18 protein-coding genes are annotated in these 21756 nt (G+C 70.4%); 11 read left to right on the forward strand and 7 right to left on the reverse strand.

Going from position 1 to position 21756, the window contains the following annotated elements; translation table 11 throughout:
• Positions 1 to 75 precede the first annotated feature (75 nt).
• The 3 genes from AB3M34_RS22010 to AB3M34_RS22020 all read left to right on the forward strand — a co-directional run bounded on the left by AB3M34_RS22010 (position 76) and on the right by AB3M34_RS22020 (position 1981).
• Complete coding sequence (locus AB3M34_RS22010; RefSeq protein ID WP_370616999.1) at positions 76 to 1071, forward strand: pirin family protein; 996 nt, start codon at positions 76 to 78, stop codon at positions 1069 to 1071.
• Between the two features lie 8 nt (positions 1072 to 1079).
• Positions 1080 to 1367 carry a hypothetical protein gene (locus tag AB3M34_RS22015; RefSeq protein ID WP_370617000.1) on the forward strand — a complete coding sequence of 96 codons (288 nt, stop codon included), beginning with the start codon at positions 1080 to 1082 and terminating at the stop codon, positions 1365 to 1367.
• A gap of 116 nt (positions 1368 to 1483) precedes the next feature.
• Positions 1484 to 1981, forward strand: a complete 498-nt coding sequence (locus AB3M34_RS22020; RefSeq protein ID WP_370617001.1) for an HNH endonuclease — start codon at positions 1484 to 1486, stop codon at positions 1979 to 1981.
• 24 nt (positions 1982 to 2005) lie between these two features.
• Here the strand turns inward: AB3M34_RS22020 and AB3M34_RS22025 are convergent, their stop codons facing one another.
• Positions 2006 to 4789, reverse strand: a complete 2784-nt coding sequence (locus AB3M34_RS22025; RefSeq protein WP_370617002.1) for a DUF6801 domain-containing protein — start codon at positions 4787 to 4789, stop codon at positions 2006 to 2008.
• A gap of 173 nt (positions 4790 to 4962) precedes the next feature.
• Here AB3M34_RS22025 and AB3M34_RS22030 point away from each other — a divergent pair, with 173 nt between their 5' ends.
• Together AB3M34_RS22030 and AB3M34_RS22035 are read left to right on the forward strand one after the other, a co-directional pair.
• Complete coding sequence (locus AB3M34_RS22030; protein ID WP_370617003.1) at positions 4963 to 6105, forward strand: lipid II:glycine glycyltransferase FemX; 1143 nt, start codon at positions 4963 to 4965, stop codon at positions 6103 to 6105.
• Positions 6106 to 6117: 12 nt separating this feature from the next.
• On the forward strand, positions 6118 to 7182 hold the full coding sequence (locus AB3M34_RS22035; RefSeq protein ID WP_370617004.1) for an alanine racemase: 1065 nt from the start codon (positions 6118 to 6120) through the stop codon (positions 7180 to 7182).
• A 33-nt stretch (positions 7183 to 7215) separates the two neighbouring features.
• On the opposite strand, the gene AB3M34_RS22040 is transcribed toward AB3M34_RS22035, so the two are convergent.
• Complete coding sequence (locus AB3M34_RS22040) at positions 7216 to 7980, reverse strand: SDR family NAD(P)-dependent oxidoreductase (protein WP_370617005.1); 765 nt, start codon at positions 7978 to 7980, stop codon at positions 7216 to 7218.
• A gap of 155 nt (positions 7981 to 8135) precedes the next feature.
• The gene (locus AB3M34_RS22045) at positions 8136 to 9287 is read right to left on the reverse strand and encodes an epoxide hydrolase family protein (RefSeq protein ID WP_370617006.1); all 1152 of its coding nucleotides are present in this window, start codon (positions 9285 to 9287) and stop codon (positions 8136 to 8138) included.
• 61 nt (positions 9288 to 9348) lie between these two features.
• Between AB3M34_RS22045 and AB3M34_RS22050 the strand changes: the two genes are divergently transcribed.
• Genes AB3M34_RS22050 through AB3M34_RS22060 form a run of 3 tightly spaced genes read left to right on the forward strand, consistent with a single transcriptional unit; the run spans position 9349 to position 12073 of the window.
• Positions 9349 to 10308 (forward strand): helix-turn-helix transcriptional regulator, encoded by a 960-nt coding sequence (locus AB3M34_RS22050; protein ID WP_370617007.1) that lies wholly within the window; start codon positions 9349 to 9351, stop codon positions 10306 to 10308.
• Positions 10309 to 10322: 14 nt separating this feature from the next.
• Complete coding sequence (locus tag AB3M34_RS22055) at positions 10323 to 11291, forward strand: hydroxyacid dehydrogenase (RefSeq protein ID WP_370617008.1); 969 nt, start codon at positions 10323 to 10325, stop codon at positions 11289 to 11291.
• Entirely contained in the window at positions 11288 to 12073 is a 786-nt protein-coding gene (locus tag AB3M34_RS22060; RefSeq protein ID WP_370617009.1) for a sugar phosphate isomerase/epimerase family protein, read from the forward strand. Before AB3M34_RS22055 ends, AB3M34_RS22060 begins: the two co-directional genes overlap by 4 nt.
• Here the strand turns inward: AB3M34_RS22060 and AB3M34_RS22065 are convergent.
• Together AB3M34_RS22065 and AB3M34_RS22070 are read right to left on the reverse strand one after the other, a co-directional pair.
• Positions 12070 to 13437: a hypothetical protein gene (locus AB3M34_RS22065; protein ID WP_370617010.1), complete on the reverse strand. Its 1368-nt coding sequence runs from the start codon at positions 13435 to 13437 to the stop codon at positions 12070 to 12072. The genes AB3M34_RS22060 and AB3M34_RS22065 overlap by 4 nt on opposite strands.
• Positions 13438 to 13466: 29 nt before the next feature.
• Positions 13467 to 15767 carry a transglycosylase domain-containing protein gene (locus tag AB3M34_RS22070; protein WP_370617011.1) on the reverse strand — a complete coding sequence of 767 codons (2301 nt, stop codon included), beginning with the start codon at positions 15765 to 15767 and terminating at the stop codon, positions 13467 to 13469.
• 230 nt (positions 15768 to 15997) lie between these two features.
• Here AB3M34_RS22070 and AB3M34_RS22075 point away from each other — a divergent pair, with 230 nt between their 5' ends.
• The 3 genes from AB3M34_RS22075 (at position 15998) to AB3M34_RS22085 (ending at position 19120) form a co-directional block, all read left to right on the forward strand.
• Positions 15998 to 16624 (forward strand): PadR family transcriptional regulator, encoded by a 627-nt coding sequence (locus AB3M34_RS22075; RefSeq protein ID WP_370617012.1) that lies wholly within the window; start codon positions 15998 to 16000, stop codon positions 16622 to 16624.
• 20 nt (positions 16625 to 16644) lie between these two features.
• The gene (locus AB3M34_RS22080) at positions 16645 to 17736 is read left to right on the forward strand and encodes an inositol-3-phosphate synthase (protein WP_370617013.1); all 1092 of its coding nucleotides are present in this window, start codon (positions 16645 to 16647) and stop codon (positions 17734 to 17736) included.
• Between the two features lie 256 nt (positions 17737 to 17992).
• On the forward strand, positions 17993 to 19120 hold the full coding sequence (locus tag AB3M34_RS22085) for an MFS transporter (protein WP_370617014.1): 1128 nt from the start codon (positions 17993 to 17995) through the stop codon (positions 19118 to 19120).
• Between the two features lie 12 nt (positions 19121 to 19132).
• Here the strand turns inward: AB3M34_RS22085 and AB3M34_RS22090 are convergent, their stop codons facing one another.
• The gene (locus tag AB3M34_RS22090; RefSeq protein WP_370617015.1) at positions 19133 to 20137 is read right to left on the reverse strand and encodes a M15 family metallopeptidase; all 1005 of its coding nucleotides are present in this window, start codon (positions 20135 to 20137) and stop codon (positions 19133 to 19135) included.
• 119 nt (positions 20138 to 20256) lie between these two features.
• Entirely contained in the window at positions 20257 to 21711 is a 1455-nt protein-coding gene (locus AB3M34_RS22095) for a CCA tRNA nucleotidyltransferase (RefSeq protein WP_370617016.1), read from the reverse strand.
• Between the last annotated feature and the right edge of the window lie 45 nt (positions 21712 to 21756).

The following is a 21756-nucleotide window of genomic DNA, read 5'->3' on the forward strand; positions in this document are numbered from 1 at the left end:
GCAGTGTCAGTGCGACATCGGTTTTGCCCCCGACGTACGGAGCGACGACTGGGGGAAGACCCTGATACTGGTGTCATGAGCAACGGCGAGCTCCATCCGCAGGAGATCACGTGCCCCCCGGCGCCGGCCGAGGTCGACGTCGAGGTCCTCGAGCCGCGCCTGGTGCCGCTGGGTGGGCCGCGGGCGATGACGGTACGCCGTACGCTCCCGCAGCGGTCGCGCTCGCTCATCGGAGCGTGGTGCTTCGCCGACCACTATGGACCCGACGACGTACGCACGAGCGGCGGCATGGCCGTCCCCGGGCACCCGCACACCGGTCTCCAGACCGTGACCTGGCTCTTCACGGGCGAGGTGGACCACCGCGACACGGTCGGCTCCGTGCAGCGGATCCGCCCGGGCGAGGTCAACCTGATGACCTCGGGGCGCGGCATCGCGCACTCGGAGTACTCCACACCCGAGACCGCGACGCTCCACGGTGTCCAGCTGTGGACCGCTCTGCCCGAGGCCGCACGCTTCTCCGACCGCGCGTTCGAGCACTTCGTCACCCGGCCCGTCGAGCACGGTGCCGCGACCGTTCGCACCTTCGTCGGTTCGTTCGCCGGATCGTCGTCGCCCGTCACTACCTTCACACCGCTCCTCGGTGCCGAGATCACGCTCCCGCCGGGCGAGGAGGTCCGCTTCGAACTCGACCCTGCGTACGAGCACGGCGTCCTCGTGGACCTCGGCCCGGTCGCGGTCGACGGGTTCCACGTGGAACCCGCAGCGCTCTCGTACCACCCCCTCGGCCGTACGACACTGGTCCTGCGCTCCGGTGACGCGCCGGCTCGCGTCGTCCTCCTCGGGGGCGAGCCGCTGGACGAGGAGATCGTGATGTGGTGGAACTTCATCGGCCGCAGCCACGACGAGATCGTGCGCTTCCGCGAGGAGTGGATGGCGCAGGCGCACGCCTCGACCGGCGGCGGGAGCACCGACGCGTACGGGCCGTTCCCGGAGGCGTGGAACGGCACGGTGCTGCCGGCCCCTGAGCTGCCGCACACCCGGCTCACGCCACGCAAGCGACCACCGGGCTGAGCCGACCGGTGGACCTGACGACGGCGCTCGCCGACATCGTGACTCCGGTTGTCCAGCACATGCTGCGCCCGTCGGAGGTCACGTCAATCCATCTCGACCGCACCCGCCAGGGAGAGATCGTCCTGACGCTCGGGACGGCCGACACGAATCCCGCCCGCTTCTTCCTCTACCAACCCGGGGTCGAGCAGACGGTGGACGAGGCACGGCTCGTGTTTGCCGACCAGCTCCAGGACCACATCGCCGAGAGCTCCTTCGCCTGGGCCGAGCTCCGCACCTACCCGGGCCTCCCGCGCTGAGCCTTCCGCAACCCATGACCGGCTCAAGAAAACGCGGTCCAGCCACCGCTGAGAGGACGCCGACGCTCGACCTGACGGGCTAGGCTGATCGCACGGAACGGTCGAGAGGCGGTGCCATGACAGCTGTCGCCGAGCCCGTGGTGGTGACCCACCACCTCACTGGCACGCGTCGTCAGCGGACCGTGCTGGTGCTGAACGCCAGCTACGAGCCGCTGCAGCGGGTGTCTCTGCGGCACGCCATCCGGATGCTCGTGCGCGAGGTCGCCGTTGTCGAGGAGGCGCACCCCGAGGCCCGGTTCGGGCCGTTCCCGCTCCCGAAGGTCCTCCGCCTTGTCCGCTACGTCGTGACGCGCTGGGTCCACAAGCGCATCCCGCTGTGCACCAAGGCGGCCGTGAAGGCGCGTGACCAGCGGTGCGGCTACTGCGGCGGGCCGGCCGAGACCGTCGACCACATCCTGCCGCGCTCCCGTGGCGGGCTCCTCACGTGGGAGAACTCCGTCGCGGCGTGCTTGCGGTGCAACCACCGCAAGAGCGACCGGACGCCGGCCGAGGCGGGGATGACGCTGCTCGTCACGCCGTCGATCCCCCGCCGGTCGCCGCTGACGGCGCCCTGAGGCACCGCCAGCGGCTCGCATCCGCTACTTGCGGACCTTGACCTTCACGGTGATCGCCTTGGCGGCGACGAAGGTGTTGCCCGCGTACGCGACCTTCACCTTGTACGTCCCCGGCCTGGCGAACTTCTTCAGGCGTACGACGACCTTGCCGTCCGCGCGGACGGTCGCGGTGCCGACCTTCTTGCCCTTGATGGTCACGACGACCTTGCCATGGCGCGTGACACCGGCAGCCGTCGTCACCTGCACGGCGACCCTGGCCTTGGTGCGCTTGGCCCGGATCTTTTTCGGGCTCACCTTGGCGCGGACCGAGACACGCGCCTTGGTCACGGTGACCGAGACCCGCCCTGACGACGCAGCGCTGTGCGCGTCACCGACGTAGGCGACGGTCAACGCGTGCTTGCCGGGAGCGAGCGCCCCCTTGCGCAGGGCCACGGTCGCACGGCCCCCGGAGACGGTCGCCGAGCCGACGACCTGCGCCCCACGGCGTACGTCGACCCGACCCTTGGCGCCCGCCACCGTGCGTACGGTGACGCTCACCGACGGGGACGAGCCGTACGCGCTGGTGCGTGCCGTGGCCGTCGTCGTCGACGCCGCCTTGGCGACGGTGTACGACGCGATGGTCGACGAGGGGTTCGCACCGTCGAACCCGAGGTACGCGACCTCGACCTGGTGAGCCCCCGCCTTCGTGGACCTGGGCAGTGCGACGCGGGCCTTGCCGTTCTTCACCGTGCCGGTGGCGGCGACCTTGCCGCCTTCGCTCACCTCGACGGTGCCCTCGGCGGCGTTGTCCGACGCGACGGTCACGTCGACGACCGGGGCAGCGCCGTACGCGACCGGGCCGACCTTGGCGGTCGTCGTCGAGTCACCCTTGACGTACACCGTGCCGACGTGCAGATCCTGGCCCGGCATCGCCGCGCACTGCAGCCAGACGTCCTGGATCGCGCCGCCCATGATGCCCGGTGCGAGCTTCGACAGGATCGCCATGTCCTTCGGCGCCGAGATCTTGATCGCACCCTTTTCGGGAGCGGTCAACGCATCGAGGTTGCCCACGGCGGGGATACGGATGCCTTCGCTCGACACCGGCCACGATGTCGCCACGTTGTCGGCCTGGAGCCCGTTCAGGGGAGCGTCGTACTCCTTGCCCGTGGCCGTCTCCTCGAGGTGGACCGACGCGATCGAACGGCCCCCGACGCTGGTCTGGCCGAAGCCCATGGTGTCCAGCTTCTCGCTTCCGACGAGGATCTCGCCGAGTCCCTGCGGCATGACGAGGTCGACCTCGGTCGGCTCCGGCGTGAAGACCTCACCCGGCGCGACGGATCGCGGGAGCTCCGCGCGGGTGTCGACGGTGAAGGCCATCGAGCCGCCCATCACGTAGAGCTGGAACTCGGTGAGGCCCGGCACCTCCACATCGTTCTCGTCGCGACCCTGCGGCTGGCACTTGTAGCGAACGCCGTTGAGCACGCCACGGACCTGCTCCTCCTCCACCACGTCGACGGTGATGGTGGCCGTGGACGACGCACCCTGCGAATCGGTCGCCGTGTAGGTGAAGGTGTCGGTCCCGACGAAGTCGTGGTCAGGCGTGTAGGTCTGCTTGTGCCCGAGCTTCGGGAACTCCTTGATGATCGCCGGGAACGCCTCCCACGCTTCGTTGGTCACGTCCGCCTCGGTGAGGAACGGAGAGAGCGCACCGTGATCGGGTGTGCCGTAGGTGACGCGCTGCTTGTCGTTGAAGTCCTGCCAGAAGTAGAAGCGATAGCCGTCGTCGCGCGTGTACGGCCACAGGTCGAGCGCCTTGCCCTTGCCGATCGTGAAGTGCAGGTCACGCACCATCGGCGGGTTGTTGACGCCCTCGTACGAGACGGTGGCCGGCGGACTCACCTGTCCGTCGGCGTCGGTGGCGGTGTAGGTGAAGCTCGCCGCGCCCCGCGCGTTGGTCGACAGGGTCGCCGTCGAGCCCTCGATCGTGACGGTCGCGGCGGCCGGCTTCTCGACGACAGCGAAGGTGTACGGAGCACGGCCGCCCGTCGCCTGCAAGGTGACCGGCACCTTGGGGGCGTACGAGAAGGCGGTCACGCCGACCGTTCCTGCGGCCACGTCCCGCACGATCGGAGTCGGCGATGCCGCCTCGACCGCGATCGTGGTGAGGACGCGGTCAGCCGCGGCAGTCGGGCCGGTGCAGTCCATCGTGGCGGGGATGTCCTTGGCGGGCCCGCTGGGAGGCTCGGTGTGGACAGTCGCCTCGACGAAGAACGACTCCGGCATCGAGAGCGTCGCTGGACCGGTCAGGTCGGGAACAGTGATCGCTGGAACGGTCCCCTCGGTCGGGATCGTCCACGTGGCGCCGGCCTGTTGCGGGATCGCGGTCTGCGGGGCAGACAGCCCGTCGATGACGAACGACTCGGACTGCCCGTCGAGCTCCATCACCACGGCCGCGTCGTCGGACCGTCCCCCGGCGGTCCTGCCGCTGAGCAGAACGACCGTCGCGTTGCGCAGGGTCTCGGGCATCGCCAACGTGATCTGAGTCGAGCGGCTCGGGACGACCTCTCCCGGGGTAGCCGACTCAGGCACCTCGACCTGCGTCCGCACGCCGACGTCGTGCGTGCCCAGCGGCATGGCGTCGCTGCCTGCGCCCGCGACGACGGCGCAGCGATAGGTGTAGCTCTTGTCGATCGCGACATCGGCGATCGTGGGTGCCTCGGCAGGTGCGGCTGTCGCAGCCGGTGCGGCGACGGTCAGAGTGCCGGCCGCGAGCGCGGCCGTACCGACCAGGGCGGTGGATCGCCTCAGCAGGCGTGACGAACGGGACACAGATTCTCCCTCCAGAGAACGTAGAACACCGGGAGAGAATGCTCCCGGTGCACATGATGCGCTGAGTGTCACACAGATTTACACCGGGTGGGGACAAAATCGCGCACCTCCCGCCACTACCGCCGGCTCGCCGTGCTCAGGCACCGTCGAACCACTCCGGTAGCCTCGGGGCCGTGTCTCTCACCGTCCGTACGATCAGCAGCGCCGACCACCTGGCGTACCTGAACGCCCTGCCCTCGGCGAGCTTCCTCCAGACGCCCGCGTGGTCCGCGGTGAAGGCGGAGTGGAAGGGCGAGTCGATCGGCTGGTTCGACGGTGCCGAGATCGTGGGCGCCGGCCTCGTGCTCTACCGCAAGCTGCCCAAGGTCTCGAAGTACCTCGCCTACCTCCCGGAGGGCCCGAGCATCGACTTCTCGGCGGCCGCCGAGGGTGAGGGCGGTCTCTCGGCGTGGCTCGACCCGATGGTGAGGCACCTCGCCGGCAAGGGGGCGTTCGGCGTCCGCATGGGTCCGCCGGTCGTGCTGCGGCACTGGGACGCGGCCACCGTGAAGAAGGCCGTCGCCGATCCCGCGCTCCGGACCCTCGGCGACGCCCCGGCGACCGCGTCCGACCCGCGCGCCCTCGCCGTGACCGCCGAGCTCCACCGCCTCGGATGGCGCGAGCAGGTGGGTGAGGGCGGCTTCACGGCCGGCCAGCCGAAGTACAACTTCTGGCTCCCCCTCGTCGACGCCGACGACGTGCCCCGCTCCGAGGAGGCCGTGCTCCGCGGGATGAACCAGCTGTGGCGGCGCAACATCAAGAAGGCCACCAAGGCGGGCGTCGAGGTGTCGCTCGGCGGAGCCGACGACATCGCCGCCTTCCACACCATCTACGCGGAGACCGCCGAGCGCGACCACTTCACGCCGCGGCCGCTGCCGTACTTCCGCACGATGTGGGACGCGCTCAACGGCGAGGATCCCGACCGCATGCGGCTCTACCTGGCGCACCACGAGGGCGACCTCGTCGCCGCGACCACGCTGGTGCGCGTCGGGCAGCACGCCTGGTACTCGTACGGCGCCTCGACGACCGCCAAGCGCGACGTGCGCGGTTCCAACGCGATCCAATGGCAGATGGTCCGCGACGCGCTCGCCGCGGGATGCGCGGTGTACGACATGCGCGGCATCACCGACACCCTCGACCCCGAAGACAGCCACGTCGGGCTCATCCAGTTCAAGGTCGGCACCGGCGGCGAGGCCGTCGAGTACGCCGGCGAGTGGGACCTACCGGTGAACAAGCTCCTGTACCTCGCGTTCCAGCAGTACATGAAGCGCCGCTGAGGAAGGCTGACCATGACGCTCACGCTCCACGTCGACGGCGAACGCTGGCGCTCGCACCTGCGGGGCACCGCCGAGCTGTACGACGGCATCATCCCGGTCATCAAGGGCAACGGATACGGGTTCGGCAACCGCGCCCTCGCGCGGCGGGCGGACTGGCTGGGTGCGGACACCGTCGCGGTCGGGACGTACGCCGAGCTAATCGACGTGCTCCCGCGCTTCGGCGGCGACGTGCACGTCCTCACGCCGTGGCGCCCGTTCTGGACCGACACGATCCGTCCGGAGCGCATGTACGACCCGCGCGTCGTCCACACCGTCAGCCGTGTCGAGGACCTGGAGCCATTGCGCGCCGAGGCACCCGACGGCACACGGATCGTCGTGGAGGGCGAGACCGCGATGGCTCGCCACGGCGTCGACCAGCACGCGCTGACGTCGGTCGCCGACGAGCTGGGTGCGCTCCGCCTCGCCGGGTTCTCGATCCACCTGCCATTGTCCGAGGCCAACTTCACCGAGGCCGAGCGATGGGCGGCGGCGTTCGAGGCGTCGAAGCTCGCACCGCACGCCTCCGGCACGCCCCTCTTCACCGTCTCGCACCTCAGCGACCGCGAGGTTCGCGCGCTGGCCGAACGCCGCCCAGGGCTGCGCGTACGCCCCCGGGTCGGCACCGCGCTCTGGCTCGGCGACCGCGGTGCGTTCCGGGTCACCGGCGTCGTGATCGACCGGCACGTCGTCGAGCGCGGTGAGCGGATCGGCTACCGCCAGCGGCCGATGCCGGTCGGCGGCACGGTCCTGATCGTGTCCGGCGGCACCTCGCACGGCATCGGGCTCGAGGCACCCAGCTCGGCCGTGACGCTCAAGCAGCGGGCGACCTCGGTCGCGAAGGGCAGCCTGGGCGCTGCCGGCCTCGCGCTGTCGCCGTTCCTCATCGCCGGCAAGCAGCGCTGGTTCGTGGAGCCGCCGCACATGCAGGCGAGCATGATCCTCGTCCCGAGTGGTACGACCGTTCCTGAGGTGGGCGACGAGGTCGAGCTCGACGTCCGCATGACCACCACCACGTTCGACGTCGTCGACCTGCCGTAGGCGACGCCGTACGACGCGGGCCGGCGGAGCCGGTCAGCGCACGCTCATCCCGGCGGTGAGGTCGGCCACGACTCCTGTCATCGGGCCGGCACCGTCCGACGCCACGAACGCCGCCGTACGCCCGACCTCGTCGAGCGTCGGGAGCCGCCCGAGCAGCGTCAGCCCTTCGAGGAACGCAGCGAACTCGGCCTCGCTCATCGGCAGGTCGGGCGTGTAGCCCATCGCGTCGGCGATGCGGTGCGGTCGCAGGCAGACGACGCGGACGCCTGCCGGCCCGAGCTCGGCGGCCAGCGTCCGGGTCATCCCCTCGACCGCGGCGCACGCGACGCCGAACCCGGCCGTCCCCGCGATCGCGAGCGGGGCCGGTGACGCGGAGAGGGTGATCAGCGTCCCCGAGCGGCGCTCGACCATGTGGCGGGCCGCGGCTCGACTCGTGAGCAGCTGGCTCGTCGCCCAGCTGGTGACGGGGTGGAGGAACTCGTCGAGCCCGATGTCGAGCAACGGGACTCCTTGCACGGGATCGGTCGCCATGGCGTTGAGGACCACGTCGAGGCGCCCCTCGCGTCGTACGACGTCGGCTGCGTGGGCGTCGACGGCGATCTCGTCCAGCGCGTCGAGCTCGGCGACGTACGCCGTACCGCCGTCGGCGCGGATCTTCTCCGCCGTCTGCTCCACGGTCGCGAGCGTCCTCCCGCTCAGGTGGACCACCGCGCCTTCGCGGGCGAACGCTCGCGCGACCGCTCCACCGATCCTGCCGCCGGCCGCGTGCACCGCGGCGACCTTCCCTTCGAGCATCATGCCGTCGACGCTATGAGTTGCATGATGCAAGTGCAATTCTTTTCTCCCTGTTGCACTTTCCGTGGGGCCCCACGCAGAGTGCGTGCCCCACCGGACGCTTCAGGTGGGGCACGCACTCTGAGGTGGGACCAACGGAAGGTGGCTGGCGGCAGCCGTCAGGCGGTGGCGAAGAACGCCCGGAGGTCCGCGACCACCTCGGCCGGTCGCTCGAGCATCGCGTAGTGGCCACCCTCGGGGAACTCGCTCCAGTGCACGATGTTGTCGTTGTCGCGCTCGGCGAACGCTCTGATCGTCTTGAAGTCGTCGGCGAACACCGAGACTCCGGTACGGGAGTGGTTGACCTGCGGCTCGGCAGCGCGGCGGGCCTCTTCGAAGTGGTAGCGCCCGGCCGTCGCCGACGTGTTCGTCAGCCACTCCAGCGTCACCTCGGCGAGGATCTGGTCAGTCGTGAGGAGACTCGTCCCATCTCCGAACGACTGGAACAGCTCGTTCCACGCCAGCTGCCCGACCGGTGAGTCGGAGACGCCGACGGCGACGGTCTGCGGGCGGGACGCGTTGATCGCGTTGTAACCGCCCACCGACTGGAACCACTGCAGGTGCTCGAGCGCCGCGAACTCCTTCGGTCCGAATCCGTCCATCTCGCCCGGCGCGCCGGTCGGGAAGGAGAACAGCTGCAGCACGTGCATCCCGAGGAAGCCCTCCGGCTCCATCCGCCCGAGCTCGCGCGAGACCATCGCGCCTCCGTCGCTGCCGTGGGAACCGTACGAGTCGTAGCCGAGCCGGCGCATCAGCACGTCGTACGCCCGCGCGACCCTCTCCATCGTCCAGCCGCGGTCGACGACGGGGATGCTGTAGCCGAACCCGGGCATGGACGGCACCACGACGTCGAAGGCGTCCTCCGCGCGTCCACCGTGGGCCACCGGGTCGACGAGCGGGTCGATCATCTCCAGGAAGTCGATCACCGAACCCGGGTACGAGTGCGCGAGCAGGAGCGGCGTGGCGTCCTCCTCGGCGGACCGGACGTGCAGGAAGTGGATCGTCTGGCCGTCGATCTCGGTGAGGAACTGGTCGTATGCGTTGAGGCGGTTCTCGACCGCGCGCCAGTCGAAGGACGTGCGCCACTGCTCGACGACCTCGCTGAGGTACGCGTTCGGCACGCCGTAGGTCCAGTCGTCGCCGGGCGCTGCCTGCGGGAGGCGCGTCCGCGCGAGACGGTCGGCCAGGTCGTCCAGATCGGCCTGCGGGACCTCGATCCTGAAGGGCGTGATCGAGGGGACGACGCTGTTGCTGCTCTCGTGTGTGCTCATGAGACGAAGGTATGAGCCATTGCGGAACACCTGATGCCTATTATCTGGCAGGATCTGAAGAATGTTGGAGACCTCCTCGCGGCTGCTCTCACTGCTCGCCGTGCTCCAGTCCCGGCCTGCCTGGTCCGGGACCGAGCTCGCCGAGCGGCTCGACGTCACACCGCGCACCGTCCGCAACGACGTCGAGCGTCTGCGCGAGCTCGGGTACCCCATCGAGGGCGTGCGTGGTCGTGCCGGCGGCTACCGGCTCGGCCCCGGCGCCAAGCTCCCGCCGCTCCTGCTCGACGACGCCGAGGCTGTCGCCGTGGCGATCGGGCTCCGTGCCGGCACAGGCGTCGCCGGCATCGAGGAGAGCAGCGCGAGCGCGCTCGCCAAGCTCGAGCAGGTGCTGCCGCACCGGCTGCGTCGCCGTGTCGAGGCCGTCACGAAGACCGTCGACGCCGGGCCGGTCAACACGGACAGCAACGTCGAGGACCCGCAGATCGACTCCGAGGTCCTGACCCGGATGGCCGACGCGGTCCGTGACCGCGAGCGACTCCGGCTCGAGTACGAGGGGACGCGGCTCGACGTGGAGCCGTACCGCGTCATCACGTGGCAGCGCCGCTGGTACCTGGTCGCACGGGAGGTGCCCTCCGGTCAGTGGCGTGCGCTGCGCATCGACTGGGCGGAGGTCAGCGCGATGCCCCAGCCACGGTTCGACGCTCGCCCGATGGACGTCGACGACTACACGAGCTTCGTCGTGCGCGAGGTGGCGTCGTCCGGGTGGTCCGTCCACGCACGGATCACCGTCGCGGCGCCGGCCGACGAGGTGCGTTCGCGGATCAACGACGCGGTCGGCGTCGTCGAGGCCGTCGACGACCGGACGTGCGTCCTCATCACCGGCGCGGACAGCATCGAGATCCTCGCCGTCTACATCGGGATGCTCGGGCTCGACTTCAGCGTCGACTCGCCGACGGAGCTCGTGGAGCACGTGCGGCTCCTCGGACATCGGTACGCCGCTGCCGCCGGAGGCACTCGGTGAGGGCGGCGTTCGCCATGACGCCCGGGCTCCAGCACCGGTTCTTCGACGACACCCTGCTGCAGGAGCTGCGCGGTCTCGTCGAGATCGATCCTTCCGCCGTCATCGACAGCTTCGACGACTCGGTCGCCGCCGACCTCGAGGTGCTGGTGACCGCATGGGGCTGCCCCGCGATCGACGACGTCGCGCTGGCTCGCCTCCCTCGCCTGCGCGCCGTCGTGCACGCCGCCGGCTCGGTGAAGCACATCGTCGGCACGGGTGCCTGGGACCGTGGCCTGCGCGTCACCAGCGGAGCCGCTCTCAACGCTCGGCCCGTCGCCGAGTTCACGCTCGCAGCCGTGGTGTGGGCAGGCAAGAAGGTGCTGCCCCTCACCGACAGGTTCTCGGCGCAGCGTCGCACCCTGGAGCTGCCCTCCGACTCGAGCATCCCGGGGAACTACCGCACGACGGTCGGGGTCCTCGGCGCTTCCGCGACCGGCCGCGCCCTCGTCGAGATGCTCTCCGTCCTCGACGTCACGATCCTGGTCGCGGATCCGACACTCGATCCCGAGACGGCTGCGGATCTCGGGGCCGAGCTCGTCTCGCTCGACGACCTGTTCATCCGCTCGCACGTCGTCTCGGTGCACGCGCCGCTGCTCCCCGAGACGCACCACCTGGTGGACCGGCGGCTGCTGTCGCTGATGCCCGACGGTGCCACGCTCATCAACACCGCACGGGGCCCGGTGGTCGATCACGAACCGCTGCGCGCGGAGCTGACCTCCGGACGGCTCGACGCGATCCTCGACGTCACCGAGCCCGAGCCGCTCCCGGCCGACGACCCGCTCTGGACCCTGCCCAACGTCATCCTGACGCCGCACATCGCAGGCTCCCAGGGCGGTGAGCTGCTGCGCCTGGGGCGCGCCGCGGTCGAGGAGGTGCGTGCCTTCGTCGAGGGCCGCCCACCCGTGCGACCCGTCACCGCCGCCGCGATGGAGACGAGCGCATGAGCGCCCCCGGCACGGCACTGCGGTCCGGGATCTGCTCGGTGACCCTGCGTCACCTCCCCACCGAGCAGGTGCTGGCGGTCGCCGCCGCGGCGGGTCTGGAGACGATCGAGTGGGGTGCCGACGTCCACGCGCCTGCGGACTCGCCGACTGCGCTCGCCGAACTGGCCGCCGCGACCCGCCGGTCCGGGCAACAGGTCGCCTCGTACGGGTCGTACTGGCGAGCCGCCACCTCGTCCCTCGCCGACGGCGCGGCCGCGATCCGTGCTGCGCACATCCTGGGTTGCTCCCGCGTACGCGTGTGGGCAGGCGTCACAGGCTCGGACACCGCCTCGGCGCAGCAACGGCGGGACGTCGTACGCGACGTCCGCGCGCTCGCCGACGACGCCGCGGAGCTCGGCATCACGATCGCCTTCGAGCACCACGACCGGACCCTCGCCGACACCCCGTCCTCGACGCTCGACCTGCTGGCGGCGGTTGACCGTCCGAACGTCGGCACCTACTGGCAGCCTCGCGTCGGCGAGCCCACCGACGTCGCCGTCGCCGGGCTCGAACAGCTTCTACCGTACGTCCGCGCGGTGCACGTGTTCTCGTGGTGGCCGCAGATCGCGCGACTCCCGCTCGCCGACCGCGCCGATCTCTGGACGCAGGTCACGACCCTCCTCGCGTCGACGCACCGCGATCTCGACCTGCTGCTCGAGTTCGTCCCCGGCGACGAGGCCTCCTCGGTGGCCGGCGAGGCAGCAACCCTGCAGCGATGGATCGCGGATGCTGCCTCGTGCTAGCTCCGCGACGCGCTCGTGACCGCCGGCTGCGGACGCTCCTCGTACGCCCGCAGGTCGGCGGCAGCCGAAAGGCTCATGCGCGCGGCGAGCCAGATCGTGGCCGCGACGTGCGTGGCGATCGCGACGACGTAGACGACGTCTGCGGAGTCGCCGACCGGCAGCGTCGACTGCCCGACGTGCCACCAGGTGGCGACCACCAGGAACACCTCGGCGGCCTGCCACCAGAGGAGGTCACGCCACACCGGGTGGGCGAGGACGGCGAGCGGGAGCAACCAGAGCGCGTAGCCCGGTGCGTAGGTCGTGCTCACCAGCAGCATCGCCGCGAGCAGCACGAACGCGTAGCGCGCAGTCTGCGTGACGTCGCCCGAGCGCGCGGCGTTCACGAAGGTCATCGATGCCGCGAAGGCGCAGACCCCGATGGTGACGGCAGCGACCACCTGTGTCGACGGGTCGATACCGAGCTCGCGCAGCGCCGACCAGATCGAGCCGACGCCGTCGTCGCGGTACAACCAGCGCTGGATGCCCTCGCCCACGGCGGCACCCGAGGTGGAGACAGCAGCAGCAGCCCCGGCGACGACCACCGTGGCGATCCCCGTCACGAGGAGCCGCCCCGCTGCTCTCGCGTGCTGCAGCAGCGCGGTCGCGACCAGCGGGACGACGACAGCGATCGGCCACCACGCCGCGAGGACGGCGACGCCGAGCACGACCCCGGCCGTGCGGGCTCGGCCGGCCGTCCACGCGGCGAGTCCGAGCGCGACCAGCGCCACTCCCACGAGATCCCACCCCACTCCGAGAAGCAGCGCGACCAGAGGTGATGCCGCGAGCGGCATCAGTCCGGCGAGCAACGGCCCTCGGACCGGCCACGGTCGCAGGGCGTCGTGCGTGGGCGACCGCATCCACGCGCGGGCCAGCACGACGAGCGACAGCAGGAGCGCGAGCAGAGAGACGATTGCCGCCAGCCCCGTGTAGGCGACGGCCTCACGGCGGACGTCGCGCGCCTGCTCGACCTGGGCCGCGTCCTCGTCCGCACGCTCCGCGAGATCCGGTCGGGCCACGACGTGCACCACGGACGCGGCGGCGTACTGAACGAGACCGATCGGGAGCGGCACCGCGTTGACCGGCCAGCGCCCGTCGTCGCGAGACCACGGGAGGATGCCCTCGGCGAGCCCGGTGGTGGCGTACTCGCCCGGCAGCTCGCTCGCGCACAGCCGCGCGTACGAGGCGCCTGCCGGGACGGGAGACGTGGAGAACCAGCGGTGCCCGTCTGCCACGGCGCACGACGTCTTCGTCGCCAGGCCGAGCGTGCCGACGAGGGCCGCGGTCGCCAGCAGGATCCGCAGCGGCGTCCACCACGCGTTCGGCAAGACCCGGCCCCCCGCCGGCTCACCCACGATCAGTCGCCGAACCCGCCGCCACCGCCGCCACCGCCACCGTTGCCGGGACCGTCCGTCTCCTCGGTGGGAGTCGGCTCGGTCGGCTCCGTCGGCTCCGTCGGCTCGGTGGGCTCGGTCGGCTCGGTGGGAGGCGTGAAGGTCGGAGGCGTGAAGGTCGGACGGCCCGGGCGGGTCGGCCGCGGTCGGTCCGGGCGTTCCTTCTTGGGCTTCTCGGTCTTGGTCGGCTCCGAGGTCGGGGGCGTGTACGTCTTGCCCTTGGTCGACTTGATGTTCGCCGGCGGCGGGAACTCGCCGCAGTCGTCGCCGTCGACGACCTTGTTCATGAAGGTCTTGAACGTCTTGGCGGGGTACTCGCCTCCGTAGAAGGTCGGCATGTAGCCGTTGAGCGCCTCGTTGCCGTTCTTGCCGCGGACGTACATCACGGCGGTCGCGAGCTTCGGGGTGTAGCCGACGAACCACGAGCTGGAGACGTGCGGGCTGCCGACCTCCTTGCCGCCCTCGACCTTCTGGAACGTCGCCGTCCCGGTCTTGCCGGCCGTCGGGCACATCGTCCGGCCGTTGATGCCGCTGCCGGACTTCACCACGGTCTGCAAGGAGTCCGTCACGTCGGCCGCGACCGCCTCCGAGAACGCCTCCTTGGAGCGGACCTTGTGGCGGAAGATCTCCTCGCCGCTGCTGTCCTTGATCTTCTGGATCACGTACCAGTCGTTCTGCTTGCCGTTGTTCGCGAACGTCGCGTAGGCGGCAGCCATCTCGACGTTGGGCACCGGGGCGTAGCCGAGCGAGACGACCGCGACGCTCGGGTCGTACCGCTTCGCCGCGGCGTCGGACACGCCGGCCGCGCGCGCCGCGTCGATCGTCTTCTGGCCGCCGTCGTCCATGAGGTCGTACGTGAGGTCGACGAACGCGGTGTTGATCGACTTCTCGGTCGCGCGCTCGAGCGAGACCTGCCCGAACGACTGTCCGCCCGAGTCACCCTGGTTCTCGATCTCGGCACCGCCCGACAGCCGGAGCGGGGACGAGCCGTTGAGCTGGGTCTTCAGGCTGTAGCCGTCGCTGAGCGCAGCAGCCACCGCGAACGGCTTGAACGAGGAGCCCGGCTGCGAACCGAGCATCGCCCAGTTGAGCTGGCTCTTGAGGTAGTTGGGGCCGCCGTACATCGCCCGCAGCGCACCGGTCGCGGGGTCCACGGACGACAAGGCGACGTTGAGCTGCTTGAGGCCCTCGGGCTTCATCTCCTTGACGGACTCGACAGCGGCCTTCTGCGCCTCGTAGTCGAACGTCGTCACGACCTTCAGGCCGCCGCCGGTGATCTTGGCGTCGCTGAAGCCCTCCTTCAGCAGCTGCTGCTCGGTGACACGGAGCAGGAACCCCTTCGTGCCGCCGAAGCGGTTGTTCTGCCGCTGCTTCTCGACCTTCGGGAGGTTCGCGGAGTACGTCGCGTACTCCTCCGCGGTGATCGCGCCGCTCTTCTCCATGCCGTCGAGCACGTAGGTGTAGCGCGCCATGAGGCGATCGTGGTCGCTCTCGTCGTACGGGTCGAACGCGCTCGGGTTGTTGATGACGGACGAGAGAAGCGCCGCCTGCGGAGCAGTCAGCTTCGCGGCCCTCTGACCGAAGTAGGTCTGCGAGGCGGCCTCCACGCCGTACGCGCCATTGCCGAAGTAGATCGTGTTGAGGTAGCCCTCGAGGATCTCCTCCTTCGACATCTGGTTGTGCACCTTGATCGAGAGGATGGCTTCCTTGGCCTTGCGGCTCAGGGTGCGCTCCTGCGTCAGGTAGAGCACCTTCACGTACTGCTGGGTGATCGTGGAGCCACCGGACGTGGAGTCGGTCGTGGCGTTGTCACGCAGTGCGCGGGCGATGCCCTTGAAGTCGAGGCCCTGGTTCGTGTAGAAGCTGCGGTCCTCGGCGGCGATGACCGCGGTCTTGATCGTGTCCGGCATCTCCTCGAACTCGATCGACGTGCGGTTCTGCGTCTGGAAGTCGCCGATCTTGTGCTTGCCGTCGGAGTAGTAGACCTTCGTCGTCTGCGTGAGGAACTCCGCGTTGGCGCTCGGGATCGACACCGAGCGGTACACGAAGTAGACGCCCGCGATGCCGAGGACGAAGAGCACGACGCCGGTGATGAGACCCCACTTGACGATGCGGCGCCACAGCGGCTTCTTCGGCTTGTCGGCACCGTTGGCCTTGCGGCCCTTGCCGGGCTTCTCCGCCTTGCGGGAGCGGGGGCCGCGAGGGGACGGGGCGGCCTTCCTCGGGCGGGGCGTCACGGGTCCGCCGTGCGACTGATCAGTCACGCGTCGTACTCCTCTTGTCTGCTGCGGGGGATCCCACCCGGTCGCGGGCAGGGCTTCAGGATCACGCTCCAGCGCGTGACCCCGCGTGCAAGTGTGCCGAATCCTCGGGTCGAACCAAAACCCCCGCGTCGTGAGACTCGCCATTTGACAGCGAAACGATGTATCGCCACGATATATCCACTTGGTGGGTACGACACACCCGCCGACGGAGAATCGTGGAGGAGGTCGTCGTGGCCAGACGCGGTGCTGCACTCGAATTCGCCGTACTCGGGCTGCTCCACGACACCCCTATGCACGGCTACGAGCTCCGCAAGGAGCTCAACGCCCTGCTCGGATGGGGGCGGGTGCTGTCGTACGGCACGCTCTACCCCTGCCTCAAGGCGCTCGGCAAGCAGGGCTACATCGTCGCCGACGAGCCTGCTGACGTCCCCGGCTCGCGTGGCAGGCGAGGCAAGATCGTCTATCGGCTCACCGCCGACGGCAAGGAGCACTTCGCCGACCTGCTGGCGGCACCGGGACCGTCCTCCTGGGAGGACGAGAGCTTCGGCATCCACTTCGCATTCTTCTCGCGCACCGACTCCCGGACTCGTGTGCGAATCCTCGAGGGACGAAGGAGTCGTCTCGAGGAGCGGCTCGACAAGGTGCGTACGGCCACACAGAAACGTCGTGAACGGCTGGACGCCTACACGTTGGAGCTGCAACGCCACGGTCTCGAGTCGGTCGAACGCGAAGTGCGTTGGCTGACCGGGCTGATCGACGCCGAACGGTCCGGCCGCCAGCCGGGCGACCCTCAGGCTCAGGCGAACACCAATAACCCGCCCACCGACGGCGGACAGGACGATAGGCGGGGTCAGTGACCCCGAGGAGGAGGAACCCCATGGGTTCGGTACGCGTAGCGATCGTGGGCGTGGGCAACTGCGCCACGTCGCTGATCCAGGGCGTCGAGTACTACAAGGACGCGGATCCCGAGGGCACCGTGCCCGGTCTGATGCACGTCCAGTTCGGCGACTACCACGTCAAGGACATCGAGTTCGTCGCCGCCTTCGACGTCGACGCCAAGAAGGTCGGGTTCGACCTGGCGGAGGCCACGCAGGCCAGCGAGAACAACACCATCAAGATCGCCGACGTGCCGCCGACCGGCATCACGGTGCAGCGCGGCCACACGCTCGACGGTCTCGGCAAGTACTACCTCGAGACCATCGAGCAGTCCGACGCCGAGCCGGTCGACGTGGTGCAGGTGCTCAAGGACACCGGCGCCGACGTGCTCGTGTCCTACCTGCCTGTCGGCTCGGAGAAGGCCGACAAGTTCTACGCGCAGTGCGCCATCGACGCGGGCGTCGCCTTCGTCAACGCGCTGCCGGTCTTCATCGCCTCCGACCCCGAGTGGGCCAAGAAGTTCGAGGACGCCGGCGTCCCGATCATCGGCGACGACATCAAGAGCCAGGTGGGCGCGACCATCACCCACCGCGTGATGGCCAAGCTGTTCGAGGACCGTGGCGTGACGCTGGACCGTACGTACCAGCTCAACGTCGGCGGCAACATGGACTTCAAGAACATGCTCGAGCGTGATCGCCTCGAGTCGAAGAAGGTCTCGAAGACCCAGGCGGTCACGTCGAACCTCAACGGTCCGCTGGCCGGCAAGATCGACGACAAGAACGTCCACATCGGCCCGTCGGACTACGTGCAGTGGCTCGACGACCGCAAGTGGGCGTACGTCCGCCTCGAGGGTCGCGCGTTCGGTGACGTCCCCCTCAGCCTCGAGTACAAGCTCGAGGTCTGGGACTCCCCGAACTCTGCCGGCATCATCATCGACGCGATCCGTGCGGCGAAGATCGCCAAGGACCGCGGCATCGGCGGCGCGCTGATCTCGGCGTCGTCGTACCTGATGAAGTCGCCCCCGGTGCAGCGTCCGGATGATCTGGGTCGCGCGAAGCTCGAAGCCTTCATCGCAGGAGACGAAGAGCGCTGACGAACGCAGCGGTCGGCCGAGGTACGAGGCCGCCCGCGGAGAGAGTCGGTGCTCGGAGTCGACCATCAGAGCGAGACGAAGAGCGCTGACGAACGCAGCGGTCGGCCGAGGTACGAGGCCGCCCGCTCCCCCGCTGGTCGAGTAGCGGCGAGCCCCTGGGCGAGCCGCGTATCGAGACCCACGCCACGAACGGCGCGGACCCCCTGGTCGGGGTCCGCGCCGTTCGGTGTCTCCGCCCGGCGGGAGATAGTGAGCCGTGCGCACCAGCCTGTGGTCTCCCGGCTTCGTCCGGCTCCTCGGGGTCCGGCTCGGGTCCCAGCTGGGCGACGGCCTGTTCCAGGCCGGTCTGGTGTGGCTGGTGCTGCTGTCCCCCGAGGCTCAGCGGTCGCCGGAGCGGTTCGTGGGTGTCCTGGTGCTGGTGCTGGTCCCGTTCAGCCTTCTCGCGCCTTTCGTGTCGCTGGTGCTCGACCGTTGGCCGCGGCGCAACATCCTGGTCTGGGCGTTGGCGGCACGTACCGCGGTCGTCGCCTCGGTAGCGCTCGTCGCCTGGACGACCGGGGAGCGGGCGACGTGGCCGGTGTACGTCCTCGTGCTCGTCGCCCTCGGCCTCGCGCGCCTGACTCTCGCGGGTCTTTCGGCCTCCGTCCCTCACGTCGTGCCCGCGGAGCGGCTGGTCGACGCCAACACCCTCGGGCCGACCCTCGGTGCAGGTGCTCACACCTGTGGGCTCGTCCTCGGTGCCCTGCTCGTCGCCGGAGGCTTGCCCTCGACCGTGGTGCTGGCAGCCGGCACCGTCGTCGGAGTCGTCACCCTGGTGGTGGCGCGGGACTTCGGCCGTCGCGCGCTCGGGCCCGACGACGAGATCGGACCGCCGGAGCCTCGTGACGTCGTCCGCGACCTCGTGGCCGCTGCGGCACACCTGCGCTCCCGTCGTACGGCGTTGACGGCGCTCGCGTGGTTCGGGTTGCTCCGACTTCTGTACGGGGGGTTCACGCTTCTCGCGTTCGCCGCGACGGCGGGTGGTGGTGACGACGCGGAAGCCGCCGTGGTCGCCACGGGGATCGCCGTCGGGTTCCTGCTGGGTGCGGCGACGACGCCGGTGGCGGCGCGTGTCGTCGGGCTGCGACCGTGGTCCGTGGCAACCGGTCTCGCGGGCGCCGTCCTCGTCGTCGTCGCGTGGGCGGTCGGCGGTGGAGCCGTGTGGGCGTGGTGGCTGCAGGCACTGGCGTTCGGCGTCGTCCACCAGAGCTGGAAGATCCGGACCGACACGGCGGTCCAGCGCACGGTCGACGAGGCGTACCTCGGTCGGAGCTTCGTGCTGTACGACGTGCTGAACAACCTCACGTACGTCGCGGGTGCCGCCGTCGCTCTCGTGCTGCTCTGACGGCAGCGCCCCTCATGAGACCCGGTCCCCCGAGGCGACGTACTCCCAGTGCCACGGCTCGGGACGCGACCCTCCTGGCCTCGCCCACGACGGCAACGCCCAGCCGTAGTCGGAGGCGTGCGTGTCCATCCAGTTCCAGGCGCTCGTCCCCGCGACGCCGTCGCTCGCCGTGCACAGGTCCAGCGCGAGGCCCAACCCGTGGTTGCTCGTGCCCGGAGCGGCGACCATGCCCGGGTTCGCCGCGTGCATCGACGCCTGCTGCGCATAGGTGCGGTAGCCGTTGTTCACGCAGGGGTAGCGCCCGAAGGCCTCCTTGAAGGCCTCCTGGAGGCTCGCCCACGCCTCGGCAGCGTCGGCCCGCAGCTGCATGCCGGAGCCGGGGATCGCACAGAGCGCCGACGCCGGAAGTCGACCGTTGGGGCCTGAGGGCTGGTCGCCGGTCGAGTCGCAGTCGGTGAGGATCCGCAGCCGCTCGGCCGTCGCTCGGCCCGCTGAGGTGAGGCTGCGGCTCGCGCGCACCTCGGTGTCCTCGTGCGCGGCCCGTCGGTCCATCTCGGCAGCGATCTGCCGTGCGAGCGCGGCCGCCTCGGCAGCCGCCTGTCGCCGCTCCTGCACGTGCAGGCCGAGGGGAACGGCCAGCGCGACGACCGCGACGAGGGCGACCGCGACCACCAGGCGACGCGACCGCCTTGCCGACCTCGGGGACGCGGGCCCGCCACGACGGGTCGTCCGGCGGTCGGTACGGCGATCCCCCGGGCGGTCCGCGACCTGCGCGCCGGTGGGGTCGGCGACCACCGGCTCCGTGACGGCTTTTCGTCCGCGCGGCGCGGCGGGCGTACGCGCGCGTGCCGGGGCGGCTCGGCGACCACCTGGCGGCGTGGCGCGGCGACCACCCGCCGGTGTCGCACGGCGACCGCCCGGCGGGGTGGGTGCACGGTGTGCGGGCGCAGCCGAGTCCGTGCCGGCGTGCGGGGTCGCAGGCTCGGCACTGGTCGGCATGCTGCGCCGTCCGGCCACCGTGGTCCTCTCGTGCGTGCCCCCGCGCGGATCACCCTAGCGACGAGAACGCTCCAGCGGCCACGGTCGGTGACCGATTCGTCAACGCTCCCGCCGCCGGCGCACGCGGCCTGCCCGGTTCAGGCGTCGCCGTCGCGGGCGGCCCACCACGCGAGGAGAGCCTCGCGGGCCGAGTCCTCGCCGAGCGGGCCGCGGTCGAGGCGCAGGTCCAGGAGGAACCGGTACGCCTCGCCGACCTGCTTGCCCGGGCCGATGCCGAGGATCTCCATGATCTGGTTGCCGTCGAGCTCCGGGCGGATCCGGTCGAGCTCCTCCGCCTCGGCGAGCGCGGCGATCCTGGTCTCGAGGTCGTCGTACGTGCGCTGGAGGCGCTCCGCCTTGCGTCGGTTGCGGGTGGTCGAGTCGGCCCGGGTGAGGACGTGGAGACGGTCGAGCTGGTCGCCGGCGTCGCGGACGTAGCGCCGGACCGCGGAGTCGGTCCACTCGCCGGTGCCGTACCCGTGGAACCGAAGGTGCAGCTCGACCAGGGTGGCGACGTCGTCGATCACGTCGTTGGAGTACCGGAGGGCCCGCATGCGCTTGCGGGTGAGCTTCGCGCCGACGGCGTCGTGGTGGTGGAAGGTGACGGTGCCGTCGTCGAGGAACCGGCGCGTCCGCGGCTTGCCGATGTCGTGCAGGAGCGCCGCGAGCCGGATCGTCAGGTCAGGTCCACCGCCGGGCAGGCGTTCCTCCAGTGCGATCGCCTGCTCGAGCACCGTGAGCGAGTGGTCGTACACGTCCTTGTGACGGTGGTGCTCGTCGCGCTCCAGGCGGAGCGCGGGCAGCTCGGGCAGGACGTACGCGGCGATGCCGGTGTCGACGAGCAGCGTGAGGCCCGCGCGGGGATGGGCACCGAGGAGCGTCTTGTCGAGCTCGTCACGGACGCGTTCGGCGGAGACGATCGTGATGCGCTCGGCCATCGCGGTCATCGCGTCGACGACCTCCTGCACCGGCGTGAACCCGAGCTGCGCCACGAAACGCGCCGCCCGCATCATCCGGAGGGGATCGTCGTCGAACGACTGGCTGGCGGCGACCGGGGTCCGGAGGAGCCGGGCCTCGAGGTCGGCGAGTCCGCCGAACGGGTCGACGAAGGTCTTGGTCGCGAGGTCGTACGCCATCGCGTTCACCGTGAAGTCGCGGCGGGAGAGGTCGCCCTCGAGCGAGGTGCCGTACTGCACCTGGGGCTTGCGTGAGCCGGCGTCGTACTGCTCGTCGCGGTAGGTCGTGATCTCCACGTGGAGGTCACCCTTGCGTGCGGCGATCGTGCCGTAGTCGCGGCCGACGTCCCAGGTCGTGTCCGCCCAGCCGACCAGGAGCTGCTCGACGTCGTCAGGGTGCGCCGACGTCGTGAAGTCCCAGTCGTTGCCCGCACGCCCGAGGACCGCGTCGCGGACTGGCCCGCCGACCAGCGCCAGCGTGTGTCCCGCTCCGCCGAAGCGTTCCGCCAAGGTGGTGACCGTCGGTGCGCTGCGCAGAAGAGCGGACAGTGCAGCACCGGGATCGCGCAGTGCGGAGGAAGGGGAGGCGGTGGCCATGACCACCCACTCTACGTGGGCTGCTCCGAGCACGTTGCGCCTCGC

The organism is Mumia sp. Pv4-285 (genome assembly GCF_041320275.1).
Lineage (GTDB): Bacteria > Actinomycetota > Actinomycetes > Propionibacteriales > Nocardioidaceae > Mumia > Mumia qirimensis.

What these genes read in the sequence shown, in the direction of transcription:
- AB3M34_RS22010 (WP_370616999.1), top strand. Translation starts at nt 76, where the DNA reads ATGAGCAACGGCGAGCTCCATCCGCAGGAGATCACGTGCCCCCCGGCG.
- AB3M34_RS22020 (WP_370617001.1), top strand. Translation starts at nt 1,484, where the DNA reads ATGACAGCTGTCGCCGAGCCCGTGGTGGTGACCCACCACCTCACTGGC.
- AB3M34_RS22035 (WP_370617004.1), top strand. Translation starts at nt 6,118, where the DNA reads ATGACGCTCACGCTCCACGTCGACGGCGAACGCTGGCGCTCGCACCTG.
- AB3M34_RS22040 (WP_370617005.1), bottom strand. Translation starts at nt 7,980, where the DNA reads ATGATGCTCGAAGGGAAGGTCGCCGCGGTGCACGCGGCCGGCGGCAGG.
- AB3M34_RS22045 (WP_370617006.1), bottom strand. Translation starts at nt 9,287, where the DNA reads ATGAGCACACACGAGAGCAGCAACAGCGTCGTCCCCTCGATCACGCCC.
- AB3M34_RS22050 (WP_370617007.1), top strand. Translation starts at nt 9,349, where the DNA reads ATGTTGGAGACCTCCTCGCGGCTGCTCTCACTGCTCGCCGTGCTCCAG.
- AB3M34_RS22055 (WP_370617008.1), top strand. Translation starts at nt 10,323, where the DNA reads ATGACGCCCGGGCTCCAGCACCGGTTCTTCGACGACACCCTGCTGCAG.
- AB3M34_RS22060 (WP_370617009.1), top strand. Translation starts at nt 11,288, where the DNA reads ATGAGCGCCCCCGGCACGGCACTGCGGTCCGGGATCTGCTCGGTGACC.
- AB3M34_RS22080 (WP_370617013.1), top strand. Translation starts at nt 16,645, where the DNA reads ATGGGTTCGGTACGCGTAGCGATCGTGGGCGTGGGCAACTGCGCCACG.
- AB3M34_RS22095 (WP_370617016.1), bottom strand. Translation starts at nt 21,711, where the DNA reads ATGGCCACCGCCTCCCCTTCCTCCGCACTGCGCGATCCCGGTGCTGCA.